The organism is Paenibacillus etheri (genome assembly GCF_001012825.1).
Lineage (GTDB): Bacteria > Bacillota > Bacilli > Paenibacillales > Paenibacillaceae > Paenibacillus_AQ > Paenibacillus_AQ etheri.
Genome location: NZ_LCZJ02000037.1, coordinates 384269 through 399228, shown reverse-complemented (window position 1 = coordinate 399228; position 14960 = coordinate 384269). Strand labels below are relative to the sequence as shown.

The 14960-nt window shown below is 44.0% G+C and carries 14 protein-coding genes and 2 pseudogenes; 10 read left to right on the top strand and 6 right to left on the bottom strand.

Annotated features, from left to right (window positions below):
- The first annotated feature begins 11 nt into the window (after positions 1–11).
- Entirely contained in the window at positions 12–1427 is a 1416-nt protein-coding gene (locus UQ64_RS25285) for a hypothetical protein (protein WP_060626129.1), read from the top strand.
- A 61-nt stretch (positions 1428–1488) separates the two neighbouring features.
- Here UQ64_RS25285 and UQ64_RS25280 read toward each other — a convergent pair whose 3' ends face one another.
- Positions 1489–2979, bottom strand: coding sequence for a peptide MFS transporter (locus UQ64_RS25280; protein ID WP_060626128.1), 1491 nt, complete (start codon positions 2977–2979; stop codon positions 1489–1491).
- A 241-nt stretch (positions 2980–3220) separates the two neighbouring features.
- Here UQ64_RS25280 and UQ64_RS25275 point away from each other — a divergent pair, with 241 nt between their 5' ends.
- The 4 genes from UQ64_RS25275 (at position 3221) to UQ64_RS25260 (ending at position 6574) form a co-directional block, all read left to right on the top strand.
- Positions 3221–3577, top strand: a complete 357-nt coding sequence (locus UQ64_RS25275) for a nucleotide excision repair endonuclease (protein ID WP_060626127.1) — start codon at positions 3221–3223, stop codon at positions 3575–3577.
- Positions 3578–3707: 130 nt separating this feature from the next.
- A complete protein-coding gene (locus tag UQ64_RS25270; protein WP_156417668.1) occupies positions 3708–4370 on the top strand; it encodes a glycosyltransferase in 663 nt (220 codons plus the stop codon).
- Between the two features lie 177 nt (positions 4371–4547).
- The gene (locus UQ64_RS25265; protein ID WP_060626125.1) at positions 4548–5270 is read left to right on the top strand and encodes a hypothetical protein; all 723 of its coding nucleotides are present in this window, start codon (positions 4548–4550) and stop codon (positions 5268–5270) included.
- Positions 5271–5275: 5 nt separating this feature from the next.
- Positions 5276–6574, top strand: coding sequence for a polysaccharide deacetylase family protein (locus tag UQ64_RS25260; RefSeq protein ID WP_060626124.1), 1299 nt, complete (start codon positions 5276–5278; stop codon positions 6572–6574).
- 23 nt (positions 6575–6597) lie between these two features.
- Here UQ64_RS25260 and UQ64_RS25255 read toward each other — a convergent pair whose 3' ends face one another.
- Positions 6598–7659 carry an endonuclease/exonuclease/phosphatase family protein gene (locus tag UQ64_RS25255; protein WP_060626123.1) on the bottom strand — a complete coding sequence of 354 codons (1062 nt, stop codon included), beginning with the start codon at positions 7657–7659 and terminating at the stop codon, positions 6598–6600.
- A 155-nt stretch (positions 7660–7814) separates the two neighbouring features.
- On the opposite strand from UQ64_RS25255, the gene rlmN reads away from it, so the two are divergent.
- From rlmN to UQ64_RS25235, 4 genes are all read left to right on the top strand, one after another.
- Entirely contained in the window at positions 7815–8885 is a 1071-nt protein-coding gene (gene rlmN, locus UQ64_RS25250) for a dual-specificity RNA methyltransferase RlmN (protein WP_060626122.1), read from the top strand.
- Positions 8886–8963: 78 nt separating this feature from the next.
- Positions 8964–9251, top strand: a complete 288-nt coding sequence (locus tag UQ64_RS25245) for a DUF6509 family protein (RefSeq protein ID WP_042192802.1) — start codon at positions 8964–8966, stop codon at positions 9249–9251.
- 217 nt (positions 9252–9468) lie between these two features.
- A complete protein-coding gene (gene greA / locus UQ64_RS25240) occupies positions 9469–9948 on the top strand; it encodes a transcription elongation factor GreA (protein ID WP_042131553.1) in 480 nt (159 codons plus the stop codon).
- Positions 9949–10109: 161 nt separating this feature from the next.
- Positions 10110–11039, top strand: coding sequence for an AEC family transporter (locus UQ64_RS25235; RefSeq protein ID WP_060626121.1), 930 nt, complete (start codon positions 10110–10112; stop codon positions 11037–11039).
- A gap of 74 nt (positions 11040–11113) precedes the next feature.
- Here the strand turns inward: UQ64_RS25235 and UQ64_RS25230 are convergent, their stop codons facing one another.
- From UQ64_RS25230 to UQ64_RS32385, 4 genes and pseudogenes are all read right to left on the bottom strand, one after another.
- On the bottom strand, positions 11114–11956 hold the full coding sequence (locus UQ64_RS25230; protein ID WP_060626120.1) for an aldo/keto reductase: 843 nt from the start codon (positions 11954–11956) through the stop codon (positions 11114–11116).
- A 58-nt stretch (positions 11957–12014) separates the two neighbouring features.
- The gene (locus UQ64_RS25225; protein ID WP_060626119.1) at positions 12015–13223 is read right to left on the bottom strand and encodes an MFS transporter; all 1209 of its coding nucleotides are present in this window, start codon (positions 13221–13223) and stop codon (positions 12015–12017) included.
- Positions 13224–13501: 278 nt separating this feature from the next.
- Positions 13502–13732: pseudogene (locus UQ64_RS32995) on the bottom strand (hypothetical protein); the annotation flags it as partial.
- 162 nt (positions 13733–13894) lie between these two features.
- A pseudogene (locus UQ64_RS32385) lies at positions 13895–14517 on the bottom strand (Gfo/Idh/MocA family protein); the annotation flags it as partial.
- On the opposite strand from UQ64_RS32385, the gene UQ64_RS30390 reads away from it, so the two are divergent.
- On the top strand, positions 14485–14916 hold the full coding sequence (locus UQ64_RS30390; protein WP_082651313.1) for a sugar-binding domain-containing protein: 432 nt from the start codon (positions 14485–14487) through the stop codon (positions 14914–14916). The pseudogene UQ64_RS32385 and the gene UQ64_RS30390 overlap by 33 nt on opposite strands.
- Positions 14917–14960 lie beyond the last annotated feature (44 nt).

Genomic DNA, 14960 nt, shown 5'->3' with positions numbered 1-14960 from the left:
GTGGTTCAGAGATGGGCATCCAATTAACAGCGCTCCATTATGTATATTTGGCATTTATCGTGTTCATTATGGCACTTCTGATTAAGCGGCGGGATACAACAATGATCTGTATTGCAGGTATCTTTGTATTAGGCTGGCTCGCGACAGAAACGGTTAGTGGTTCGGTCACAGGCGTATTCAACTCTTTTGTATATGCAACTAAGGAGCTAATGGGTACGATTATGATTATTTCGATCATTGTAGCCATGAGCAGAGTATTGACAAGTACCGGAATAAACGAGACGATGGTTGCCCCGCTTACACGTTTTTTACGTACGCCGTTTATGGCATTTTGGGGCATTGGCTTGATTATGATGGTGACATCGTGGTTCTTCTGGCCTTCGCCAGCAGTGGCCCTGATAGGGGTTGTGCTGCTGCCCGTTGCTATTCGCGTAGGGTTGCCTGCACTTGGAGCAGCGATTGCGATGAATCTATTCGGTCATGGGATTGCGCTGTCGAGTGATTATATTATACAAGGTGCACCTAAATTGACGGCAGATGCGGCAGGACTTCCGGTAAGCAGTGTTATGGAAGCAAGTATTCCGCTTGTTATAGTGATGGGTGTAGTCACTACGGTAACAGCTTATTGGATGATGCGACGAGATCAGAAGAATGGTACTTGGCGTGACGGACTGATATCCGGGAAAAATGCCGGGAATGCGCTAGCTGCAGAGAGTGATGCGGTAGAAGGTCAAGCGGTGATTGCTCCCACACTGAAGAAATGGCTGGCGATTATTATCCCAATCCTGTTTCTAGCTGATGTAGCAGGCATGTTTCTGCTGGATTTACAGGGTGGAGACGCAACGGCCTTAGTTGGTGGGACTGCTGTATTCATCTTGGTTGTAGTAACATTGCTCGCACATCGTAATAAAGGACTGGAGCAAGTCACCTCATACTTAATTGATGGACTTACGTTTGGCTTCAAAGTATTCGGTCCAGTGATTCCGATTGCAGCATTCTTCTATCTGGGGGATTCGGCTTTTGCTGAGTTGTTTGGCAAAGTCTTACCTGCTGCATCTCAGGGGATTGTAAATGATCTAGGGGTTGCTCTAGCGCATAATGTACCTCTAAATGGTGCTGTAGGTGCTGTGACCGCCACCATAACAGGGGCCATTACAGGCCTTGATGGCTCAGGGTTCTCGGGAATCTCACTTGCGGGGTCCATCGGAAAATTATTCGCGGTGGCCACACATTCCGACGCGGCTACTTTAACTGCACTCGGTCAGGTTTCTGCCATTTGGGTTGGCGGGGGGACGCTAATCCCTTGGGCATTGATTCCAGCCGCTGCCATTTGCGGTGTAAGTCCATTTGAGCTCGCTAGACGCAACGTTAAACCGGTACTGATTGGGCTGATAGTTACAACGATTGTTGCTATGTTTCTGGTGTAGACCTAGCTTAGAATATGGACTCAAAAAAGGCTGCCGGTGTATTCCCGGCAGCCTTATATGTTTAACGTATACCCTTCATGAAATTCTGAATCTTAGAAGAGAACAAGAATAGAATTACGGCGAGAACAATGGCAACTCCACCGATGACTCCGAAGTATAGCATTTCGGTATCCGGGGTATAGAACTTCACAATCTGAGCGTTAATAGCTTGCGCAGCAGCATTGGACAAGAACCACATACTCATCATCTGAGCAGTAAAAGCAGCTGGTGCCAGTTTGGTCGTTGCCGAGAGGCCAACAGGTGACAAGCATAGTTCCCCAATTACGACGATAAAGTAGCTGAGAACCAGCCATAATGGATTCACCAGTGAATTGGCTCCACCGAAGTAAGCCGGTACCAGGATTACTAGGAAGGACAGACCGGCAAACAATAAACCAAGTGAGAACTTTTGAGGAATCGATGGTTGACGGTTACCGAGCTTTAACCAAATCCATGCAAATGCAGGTGCAAGGGCGATGATGAACAGCGGGTTAAGCGACTGGAACCAAGCAGGAGAAATATGCATGCCTGCAAAATCCAACTGGGTGCGCTTATCAGCAAAGCTTGCTAGAACTGTTGAAGTTTGTTCCTGAATCGCCCAGAACATAATCGAAGCGATAAATAAAGGGATGTACGCGAGAATCCGTGATCGCTCTACAGCTGTTGTCTTGGGACTGCGGTACATCACAATAAAGTACATTGTAGGAATAAGTAGTCCTAAAACCCCTACGATCTTAATGAATGTCTCAAAGGTAAGTGCTCCAGTAAGAATGCCGACCGTAACTAATACAGCTAGCACCACTACTCCAATACCAATCCAAGTAAATATTTTTTTCTTTTGTTCGGCTGGAATCGGGTTGTGTACAATCGTACCCGCCAGACCTAGATTTTTGGTGCGAGTCACTACGTAAACAACTAGTCCGATAAACATTCCGATTGCGGCAATCGAGAAGCCTAGATGGAAATTATTCATACCTACAGCGCCTACAATTAGTGGAGAGAGGAATCCGCCGAGGTTAATACCCATATAAAAAATGCTGAAAGCAGCGTCGCGGCGGTTATCTTGTTCGCTATATATTTCGCCTACAATACTTGATACATTGGGCTTAAGAAGTCCGGTTCCAAGCACGATCATAATCATTGAAGCAAAGAAAAGTGTGGCATTTCCCGGTATCGCCAGTAAAATATGCCCGAACATAATGAGAACGCCACCGTAAAAGACAGCCTTAGAAGTTCCGAAAATCCGATCCGCAAGCCATCCACCTATAATTCCAGACATATATACGAGTGATCCATAGATAGACATAATCGAAAGGGCCATATCCTCTGGAAATCCGAGCCCGCCTTTGCTTACTTCATAATACATGTAGTAAACAAGGATCGCTCTCATGCCATAATAGGAAAAACGTTCCCAAAATTCAGTAAAGAAGAGTGTAAATAGTCCCTTTGGATGTCCAAAAAATCCGGTTTGTGGGACACTATCTACAATTTTTTGCCTGTCTGTTGCTGACATGAATCAAATCCCCCTAGATGCTAATTGCTCTTTGCATGAAGTTAACACAATACTACACTACCTTAATATTTATAATACCCTCATGAGGAAAATCACAAGCAAGGGCTAACAGAGACAGTTCATGCTCTAATGAGTTGTCAGATCAAGGCAGAATAAAGAGCAAGGTTTATTGTGAAAGATAGAATAAAAGGCTAACTTATGATACTATTTACTCCTATATAGAAAGAGGACGTGAGCTAAAATGATCAACATAACCATTCCCAATGTGGATGTTAGTATTACTAAACAAATCAACCCGCAGTTAAGCAATATTTACGGATTCACTGATTTTCACCTGATCCCAAGAGATTACGGCGGTATCTTTATGTTCTATAATGACCAAGATGAGCTGTTGTTTGTAGGTAAAGCGAGAAAGCTAAGACCAAGAATCAAAAAACATTTTGAAGATACCGTATCTGATATCAAGCTGCATCGGGACGAGGTCACCAGAATTGATGTATGTTTAATCGAAAGTCCTGTTCACAGAGAAATTTATGAAACATATATCATTAATGAATTGAAGTCTAAATACAATGTAGATAAAGTGATGTTTAGATAAACTTATGGAAGGGGCGCCGTCTAATGACGGTGCTTTTTTTGTATCTTGAAAAATGCCCATGAATGAAATAAAAGCATCGGTACACACTATACAAGATGTTTAATAGATGCTTAAAAGGAGATCGGTCATATTGAAGCCTAAGTTTTTGATTGTCAAGCTAACTTTGTTGTTTATGTTTCTTGTTGTGAGTGTAATGCCCGTAACTGCCGATGCTGCATCCAAAGAGAAAAAGAGTTCACACAAGCAATGCTTAACGCCCTCCGTGATAGAGCTTAAAGATACCTTCAGAAAACTATGGAGCGATCATGTGATATGGACGAAAAACTACATAGTTAGCGCCTTTGCTAATTCCGAGGACAAAGAGAAGGTACTGGCTAGGCTGCTACAGAATCAGCAGGAGATAGGGAATGTTTATAAGCCTTATTACGGTGAGGCAGTAGGAGATAAGCTAGCTCAATTATTACGGGAGCATATCCTTATTGCCGGAAAAGTGGTTGCGGCTGTGCTTTCTAACAATCAGACAGATTTGGAAAAATACAATAAAGAGTGGTATGACAACGCTGATGACATTGCTAAGTTCCTTAGCGCACAGAATCCCAAATACTCGTATGAACAATTGAAAGAGATGTTTCATGAACATTTGGAGCTGATTACGGATGATGTGACAGCTAGGGTTAAAAAGGATTGGGATGCTGAAATCGTCGCTTTCGATAAAGGTCTGGAGCATATGATTATGTTTGGAGATCTACTAACCGAGGGTATTGTTAAACAATTCCCTGATAAATTCAATTGAAACCAGAGCACCCGCAAGGGTGCTTTTTTTATGTTACGGGCAAGAATTTAGGTCTTTTGATCCAATTCAAAAAGTTAGATATAAAGGCTCACTTACAGACAAGACAAGTAAACTATAATAGACTCGTGGGCACTCGACATTTTTTGACATTTTTTTATAATTGAGGTGATAAGATCAATGATTTCTCCCTTTTTTAAAAAGAAAGATCCAGTGGATAAGCAGTCCCAACCGGGTATGGTTCAAAAGGTGCAATTATCAGAAGAGCAGGGCGAGGAAGTAGAGGACCAGACCGCTGGCGAGACTTTAGCAGGAGTGGTTACTACGGGGAAAGCGCCGCTTGATAAAAAATCACTCGATTTGATCTTCTCCGTGGAGCAGATCATTCAGGCCAGACAGCATGCGGAGACGAATATTAATGAACTTCAGGATCGGTTGACTCATTCCAGCAGCCATGTTGAGCGTTTGAACCGGGACATGAAGAACCTCAATAAAGTGATTGAGGAAAGAGAGAAGAACGTTCGAGAGCTCGAGCATAAATTGATTGAGAAGAATCTGAAAGTCGATCAAGTGCTGGAGGATTATCGGGAGCTTCAGACTACCCTCACTGCAGAGATTGAAGAATTAAAGAGTGCGATCGATCTGGAGCATCAGAAGTATGTGAATCTGATCCAAAAGCATAACGAGGCTCATGCAGAGAAGCTCAAGAAGATGAACGATCTGGAAGAGAAGCTCGGACGGATTGAAACTGAGAACGCGCATTTAAGACAGAAATACGATACGATCCGCCAAGAAAAAGCATATCTCTCCGGTATGATCAGCGATTTTACCAATCGCATGACCGTCCCTTTTGGGAATGGAAGCACGCTTGCGGGACGAAATGATGAAAACGGAGATACATAAGATTTATGGCAATGAATGAACCGAGTACTGTTCTAATGATTGAGTTGCTGTCGCTTGAGCATGAACAGGCCGGTTATCAGATTGAGATAGGTTTAACCCGTGATATCGGGTATGCCAGACGCATGCTAACCATAGATGAATTTACATATGAACAACTTAACGCGCTGGCTCCCTATTTCGGGGAAAGAATGAGATTGTCTTTGTATCCGAAGTGGGATCCTTTTCGTAATAGTTATTACAGTACACTGATTATTATGAACCAAACCTTCAGCGAAACCATGTATTTTGCCTGCTCTGAATATTATGTGTCTCAGCTTCTTCAATTAAAGCAAGAGGACGATCCCCATGTACAGGAAGAGATTGCTGTTGAAACTACGCCACCCTCTATACATCCAGCACGTAAACTAAGAAAAAGGAAGAGCAAAAGACCGATTGGAAGACTTGCACTGCAGAGTATCATGTTCGCTTGTTTAATTGTTGTATTGTTGTCTCTTCGAATGGGTGGTCAAGATATGGACCGTGCAGAAGGATTGGAAGGTCCCTCACTAGGCGCCAGCGCTGAGGAGATCGATCAAATTGTCTCTCTACCGTTTATCCCTCCCATTGGTAAAATAGAAACGGCCCCTATCCAGCAAGATGAGTCTGAGCCTACGCCAGAGCCTTCTAAGCCTGCACCAGAACCATCAGAGCCTCCTCAAGAACAGACAAAGCGGTATGAGGAGTATAAACTAACCGGGGATAAATACAAATATAGTCTGCCGAAGGGTTACGTGGCTTTGTCATTTGATGATGGCCCGTCGAAGTATACGAAAGAAATCGTAGATATTCTAGTAGAACATGAGGTGGCAGCCACCTTTTTATTTGTTGGGAATAAGGTCGCTCGTAATGTGGAAGCGGTTAAGTATGCGAATGAGCATCAGATGACGATTGGAAGTCATTCGTGGGATCATAGCAAGATGACCGACAATGGGGTTAAGGAGAATCAGAATAATTTGGCGAAGGCTAACCAGGTATTGGAGCAAATCACGCAATCGCCGATTACTGTTTTTCGGCCGCCATATGGTGCGATTAATGATAAGTTAGCAGCCAAAGTGACAGAACAGCAGATGAAGGTATTGTTATGGAATCGTGATTCTGAGGATTGGAGACGCAAGACCCCAGAAGACGTCATTCAATTTGTTCATCATACTGATCCGTCCGGTGGCGTATATCTTTTTCACGAAAAGAAGATTACCGTAGAGGCATTACCTGCTATCATTCAATATCTACAAGGGAAAAACATGAAATTCGTCATATTTAAGTAACATCAATGATCCATGATTAGGTCCTATTTTAGAATAAGAGTAGCTGTTACAGGGTTGTGGTCGCTGTGTTCAAAAGATAGGTCATGACCCTGTACGCCACTTATTGTGATATTCGGTGAGACTAGGAAGCCATCAATGACAGCGCGGAAATTTACACCTTCTGAATAAGCTACATCAAGTGTCCGGACGGACGGCACTTTAGCATCGACAGCCCACTGAAAGCCCTCCGGTTTGAAATCTTCAGGGAACTTCTGTAGCCATTCCGGCCAAGCTTGGGTGGTCTTGAAGGCTTCTGGAGTTGTGCCCGGTAAAGAATGATTCCAGTCTCCGCCTAAGATGAGGTAATTGCCTTTATCATTTTCTCTCTGAATATAAGTCAAAAGATATTCTAATTGCTGCTTACGAATCGTCCCGCCTTGGTCAAAGGCTGATAAATGAAGATTGATCATGATCAGTTCTTTCCCGTTATCGACGGGGAATCTGCTCTCCATAAAGGCGCGGTCAAGTTCAAACAGTTGACGAGGCCAGCTTTCTTTTCCCGGAAGATCATATCTAACGTTACTTGTGCTGCCGAATTTAGATAAGGTTAATAAACCGCTATTCACCGAGCCCATCGGATCAAGAACAGGAATCGGCACCCAAGGTACCTTGTAGTTCGTCGCGAATACATTGCTGTAATCAGAGAAGGTATTCGATAAGAAGGAGACCTCATCTATATGGTTGCTACGGGAAGAATCGACGTCCACCTCCTGCAACATGAATAGCTCCGAGCCTGAAGTGGCCATTAGAGAAGCTATTGCCTCAAGATTTACCTTCGTTTGTCCCTCGCTGCTTGAACGTGATTTGGTACCTCCATCCATAAAGAAATCCTGATCCTTATCCAGCCCAGCATAGCCAATATTAAAGGTGGTTATTGAAAAAGATTCTCCCTGCTTCATCATTTGTTCCTGATTATGGTTTACCTTTAGCGGAGTAGTCTCCTTCGGCTTATAATCGGTAATGGTAATATACAGTAAAAAGCTGCCAAAGATTAGAACGGCAGCTAGAAGGGCAAAACCGATGATTTTTATTGCTGTTGAGCTCATTTAATTCGATCTCTCCTCAGATGTAATTTCATAGAACGGACTTCTAATGGTGTAAACTTCGACGCTGCGCTACAACTCCCCTTGTTTAAATAAAAAAAATTTGAGACAATGAGTAGTGATGGACTGAACTTTAACGTTTTGAAAAGAGGTAACGAATGAATATGGAATCCATTTATGGATTAACTTTTGATCAACTGGCGGCATGGCTGTTAGAACGTGGACATAAAAAATTTCGAGCTACGCAGGTCTGGGATTGGCTTTATCGGAAGCGGATTACAGAATTCTCAGAAATGCTCGATGTAAATAAAGATTGTGTAGATTTATTGGAGCAGCACTATGTGATCCATACGTTGGAAGAACATGTGAAGCAGGAGTCTGCGGATGGGACGATCAAGTTCCTGTTCCGTTTGAAGGATGGCAACCTGATCGAGACAGTGCTCATGAGACAGAAATACGGTTTGTCCGTATGTGTCACTACTCAGGTTGGATGTAATATCGGCTGTAGCTTTTGCGCTAGTGGACTGTTAGCGAAGAGTCGCGATCTTTCCAGCGGTGAAATTGTAGAGCAGATTATGAAGGTCCAACAGCATTTAGATGCAGCAAACCTTGAACAAAAGGTAAGTCACGTTGTAGTCATGGGAATTGGTGAACCGTTCGACAACTTCAAGAACCTGCTCGATTTCTTATCGATTATTAAGGACCATAAGGGACTAGCCATCGCAGGAAGAGGCATTACTGTATCGACGAGTGGGCTTGCTAACAAAATCGTTGAATTTGCCGATGCGAATACACAGGTGAACTTGGCAGTATCGCTCCACGCGCCTAATAATGAGCTACGGACGAAGATTATGAAGATTAACAAGGCCATTCCAATTGAGAAGCTAATGGAGTCCATAGATTATTATTTGGAAAAAACAAATCGCAGAATTACGTTAGAATACATTCTGATGAAGGATGTAAATGACGGCAAGGAGCATGCGCTTGAGCTGACCGAGCTAATCGGCGATCGGCGCCAGCTCGTCAATGTGAACTTGATTCCTTATAATCCAGTCGATGAGCACAGTCAATATCAAAGAAGTGAGCGGGAGACCGTGCGAGCCTTTTTTGACACCTTGAAGAAGCAGGGCGTGAGTGTAAGCACTCGTCTGGAGCATGGTGTAGATATTGATGCTGCCTGCGGACAATTGCGAAGCAAACAGATCAAGAAGTCGAAAGCTATGGCCTGAGGGACGGGTTGACCCCTTCATGCAGCTTTTTGTGATACAATGACGTGGCAGGTATTAGGAAAAGAGGTTGATTGAGCAATGTTGACATTTACAAGCTACAACGTGGAGAATGTTAAAGATCCTTTTGGTATACTAACCGGTAAACGGTATGAATTCGTAGTTCAACTGGATGTTCCAGAAGATGATGAGCTCTATGTAGAGAATGGAGTTTCCGCTAGAGCGATTATTAAAGTGGATGAAGATCAGGTTAGCATCGTGAGTTATGATCTACAGGAGACAACAACAGGCCAGTTGCTTGATTTTGATATGGAAGAGGACGAGGAAGCAGCATTACTCCTTTTCTGTAAAGAGCATTTGCCAGAATAATGATGCAGCATTGACATCCTTGCCCAATGTTCAATTGTGGCAGGGATTTTTATTTAAATATAAGAAAGTATAGGTTTTGCACCTATACTTTAATTTTTATATTTCTCGCATAAACGCTTGCCGTCCTTACAAGGACGCCGAAAGCGTTTATGCTTGTCGCATGAATGTGAAATATAGGTTAAAATATTATAAAGCATCCAAAATAGGAGTTGTATACATGTCTAATGAAGAAGTGTTCTTGACCAAAGAAGGATTGGCACAATTAGAGGAAGAACTGAAGGAATTGAAGGGCCCGGGGCGCAAGGAATTGGCAGCACGGCTCAAATTGGCGATCAGCTATGGAGACTTGAAGGAAAATAGCGAGTACCATTCGGCCAAGGACGACCAATCGTTCATGGAGACTCGTATTATGATTTTGGAGAAAATGCTGACCAAAGCCAAGATCGTAGATGAGAGTCAGATGGATCTGTCGAAGGTTAGTATGGGTTGTATCGTTACCCTGAACGATATCGAATACTCCGAGAAGATTGAATATAGAATTGTAGGGGCTGCTGAAGCAGATGTCCTAAACAACAAGATTTCCTATGAAAGTCCGCTCGGCAAGGAATTGCTGGGTAAAAAAGTCGGGGATATCGTTAGTGTAAATGCACCAATGGGTATCATCAAATATGAATTGCTTGAAATCAAAATGATGTAATCGAGTATTATTAAAAAGATTCCAGCCCTGTGATTAATAAGGGGATGGGATCTTTTTTGAATTATAGGTAATAGCTATTGTGTATATTGATTTCATATCTTAGACGTCTTGCTCTGTTGCGCTTATAGTTTAGAGTAACTTAGAGCAGAGGAGTACTGTTCATGATCCATAGCGTGTTATCAACGTTGTATCAAGTCATCGTGCCATTATCCATTCCGGTGATCGTCGGTGCACTGCTTGGAAGGTTTAAGAATCTGGATACCAAGCCGTTATTGACACTCTATTTATACTTTTTAACGCCGGCTATTATTCTTAATACACTGGCTACGGCCGAGATTTCTATGGATGATATTTATAAGACGCTCGCTTTTTCGCTGCTAAATCTGTGCTTTTTATGGGCGATTGCAAATATCATCGGGAAGTTATTGAAGCTCGGCCCCTCTGAAATATCTGGATTGATTCTGGTCTCGACGTTTACGAATAGTGTGAATTATGGACTTCCCTTAGTGTTGCTGGCTTTCGGACAGCTTGGGCTCGATAAGGCTTCTGTGTATGTGATTGGACAGATGATTATCGTGAATACAGTGGGCGTATATTTTGCGGCTAGGTCGCAGTTCTCGGTGAAAAATGCTGTGAAGTCCGTGTTCTCTCTCCCTGCCATCTATGCAGCTATACTAGCACTTTTTCTTAGAATATTTGAGCTGCATTTACCATCTGAGGTTGCTACAGGGGTCTCCATGGTTGCCGGAGGTTATTCACCAGTCGTACTGGCGATTCTGGGCGCACAGATGGTCAAGGTAAGAGCCATGCCATCCGAACGCAAGGGCCAGTCTGTTTTTTGGACAGGGATGATCATACGATTAATCTTAGCTCCACTAGTGGCATACCTCGGATTATCTATTCTGCATATTGATGGCATCTTATTCTCTGTGCTGCTGATTCTGGCCTCCATGCCAGTTGCCGTCAACGCGGTGGTATTAGCGGAGCGATTCAACGCCTCTCCAGAGCTGGTATCCAAATGTATTTTATGGACGACGCTTGCTTCGTTTCTCGTGTTGCCGATCCTTATTGTGCTGGTGCAAGGTGCGTAAAGACAAAAAGGACCCTCTTTCATTTCTGAAAGATAGGGTCTTCTTTACTGTTACTTAACCTAGTGGTTGATCCCTTAGAAATCGAAATTATCAGGGTCAGGACCTACCCGTTGATCTTGGTTCAGGGCGTTGATTAGATTCATATCCTCTTCTGTTAACTGAAAATCAAACACATCTACGTTTTCGATGATCCGGTGCTCTTTAGTGGACTTTGGAATGGTAATAATTCCACGTTGCAGGTCCCAACGGATAATCACTTGAGCTACGGATTTACCGTGTTTAGCTGCAATTTGTTTCAGTACAGGCTGATCCAACAATTGCCCTTGCATTAATGGAGACCAGGCCTCCAATTGGATTCCTTGTTCCTTGCAGAAGCTAAGCAGCTCTTGCTGACTCAAATAAGGGTGGAGCTCCACTTGGTTTACCATCGGCTTAATTTCCGCATCCTTCATCACATCTTCAAGATGATGGATCTGGAAATTGCTGACCCCAATCGCTTTTACACGTCCCTCTTTATACAAGGCTTCTAGTGCTCTCCAAGTCTCTTTATATTTTCCTTTTACAGGCCAGTGGATAAGATATAGATCAAGGTATTCAAGCCCAAGCTTAGCTAGGCTAGTCTCGTAGGCGGCAATGGTTTCTTCGTAGCCCATATCTGCAGTCCAGACCTTTGAAGTTACGAAGAGCTCTTCTCTGGAGAGGTTATTGTCCTGCAAAGCTTCTTTGATCGCTTGACCTACGCCAGTCTCATTTTGATAAATCGCTGCTGTGTCGATGCTGCGGTAGCCGTGTGCAATAGCAGATTTGACCGCTTGGATCAGCTCAGAGCCTTCTTCGACTTGAAATACACCAAGTCCAAGCCACGGCATGTTTACCCCGTTGTGTAATGCAGTTGTATTCTGTAGATGTTGAGCCATAATAAAATTACCTCCTGAGATATTTAAAAGTTTGATTGGTATGTTAATGCTAGGCTGATTAAGCAGCCTCAGACTGGAGAAGAGTCTCATCTTTCTTCTCCAGCGCACGACTCCAAGCGGTTAGGAATACAGCGGATAGAACCATTATAGCACCCACCCAAGTGGTATGAATCAGTCCCATATGATCCGTGACGATACCGCCAAGATAGGCCCCGATGGCAATACCAGCGTTAAAAGCAGCAATATTCAGCGCAGATGCTACATCTCGCGCACTCGGAGCATATCGATCTGCAAGTGTAACTACGTGTACTTGCAGGCCGGGTACGTTCATGAAGGCTAACAGACCCATAAAGAAAATCGTGAGTAGTGCAGCCACTTTAAAGGGAGCGGTAAAGGTTAAGACAAACAGTACAACAGCTTGTACAGCAAACATGTAGAACAGGGCATTCATAGGGTTACGGTTGGCTACTTTGCCTCCAATGACGTTGCCGATGGCGATCGCTATGCCATAAACAAGAAGGATGATGGCAACGGTACTCTCTTTGAAACCGCTGATTTCATGAAGAAGTGGAGATAAATAAGTAAAGACTACAAAGGTACCTCCATAACCTAAAGCGGTGATTGCGAACGCGAGCAGTAGCCGTCCGTTCGTCACGAGTTTGACTTGTTCTCGAAGAGGTGTTCGTGTTCCTTTGCGCAGCCCTGTGGTAGGGACCAAGATCAGATTACCGATGAGCGCTATAAGCCCGATGGCAATAATGGCGATGAATGCAGCTCGCCAGCCTAACTGTTGCCCTAGAAAGGTACCCAGTGGAACACCGGTAACAGTAGCTACGGTTAATCCTGTGAACATGATCGCAATAGCACTGGCTTTACGATTCTCAGGTACGAGGTCGGCGGCAAGGGTCGAAGCAATCGACATGAACAGTCCATGTGAAAGGGCGGATATTACTCTAGCTATTAGCAGAATTGTAATACTGTCCGCAGCCGCGGCAAGGCTATTGCCGATAATAAACACAATCATAATGATAAGCAATAATGTTTTGCGCGATATCGCGGTGGTCAGCGACGTTAAGATAGGAGCGCCAAAGGTTACCCCTAAAGCGTATAAAGTAACAGTTAATCCAGCTGTGGTCAGCGGTATATGCAGGTCATCAGCGATTAAAGGCAGCAGCCCTACACTGATAAACTCGGTGGTTCCGATCGCAAAGGCGCTTATGGCTAAAGCCAAGAGGGCCAGGGTACTTCTTTTTTGATTTAGCAACATGTCTTTCACTCCTACACTTTGTTAATCACCGGCCGGTAAGTGCAATTATGAAGGTGTGAGTCATTTAAGTATAGTACGTACTTTAAAGTGCTATAGGTACTAAAAAGTACCTATAAATTATCCCCTATGGATATTGTCAGCCATTTCTAGAGTATTATCCGCTACAAAAAAAGCGTTGGACCCTGACTTCAAGGGATTGCCAACGCTTTTCCATACTTATTATATGGACCACAGTATGTTTAACGGGGCCGCTGTTTGAGGTGACGCCGTTTCGCTGGTCCTTTGTTCGTGGCATGCCCACCGGTTCCCCCGTCAACAGCCTGCTGCTGTCTAGTTCCTGGACTTTCAATCGCGGAGTTAGTTCCACCAGTGCTGAACGTTCCTCCTCCGCTGGCAATTTGCGTAGTATTGGGTTCATTCGTGTACTGATTATTAATGACAAATACTAGTCTATCTACCCCATGTAACGGTGTCTTGGTGATAATCCGTCGTTTTCCCTTTTGGATAATGACAACGATCCGATCTCGTCCTCGGTTGGCTACCCGTGTTCACCCTCCCGTGTGTTGGTTTCTTTAACATTAATGCGAGTGAGGAGAATAAGTGATGAATACGGGCGCGTTACCTCAAAAAATCATCATTTGCCTAAAAGGATAGCCAAAGTGCTTGAGTAGTTATTCGAAGCTGTATTTGATTCCCCATTGTTCCCTAACATTACTCATAATGTCCATAACATCTAAGGAGAGATTAAGGGTTTCCCGGTTGCCTTTTTCCTCGATATAGCGTTGCATATCCTCGATTTCGTATTGCAGCGCTTTGGAAGTATCGCCGGCTTCGATCGTTTCTAGGGTGCCATCTAAATATTGAATTGTAGCTGTAGAGGCCCGAGGGAAATTGTCTACGGTAATAAAGCCAAGTTCTCCAGCAACGACGCCGCGTTTAGGCATTTTGGAGCGCATGGTTAGGGAGATGACCGCATTTCATCCGCATCGTTGTTCAGAATGATTCCGGATTGTTCATCGACACCTGTCTCAAAACGTTTCACCGTCGTTAGAATTTCATGCGGCTGTTTGGACAGGAAGAATCTTGTGAAGGATAAGGCATACGTCCCTATATCCAGCAGTGCCCCTCCCGCCAGATCTTTGCTGAAGAAACGGTTGTTCACATCATATTCTTTATGGCTACCGAAGGAGACTTGAACCATTTTAAGGCGTCCGATTTTACCATCATCCACGATTTGCCGTAGCTTTTTGTACAGTGGCATATGATTGATGTTCCAGCTATTACGGAGCAAAAGGAAACCAGAGACCAGCTGATGCGTTCGCAATATTACCAGACCATTGCCAAGGCATGGGATCAGCTGGATATTGCTGTATTCGGGATCGGATCACCCGAAATCAAAGGTGAAGAGGCATGGCGGGGATTTTATGGCGATGCTGTGATTGATGAGCTGGAGGACGGGAAAGTAGCTGGTGATATTTGCTCACGTTTCTATGATGGTAATGGAGTTTCCGTACATACGGGAATCTCAGACCGAACGCTGACCATTGAGCTGGAGCAGATCAAGCGAGCGAGGTACTCTATTGGTGTAGCGGAATCGCAGGAGAAGGCCTCGGGGATCTTGGGAGCCCTAAATGGCGGATATATGAATGTGCTTGTAACGACCGAAGAAACGGCTCAGAAGATCTTGGAGTAACCACTACTAAATGTAAACAATTGAATTTCGTGAAAATAACCTGA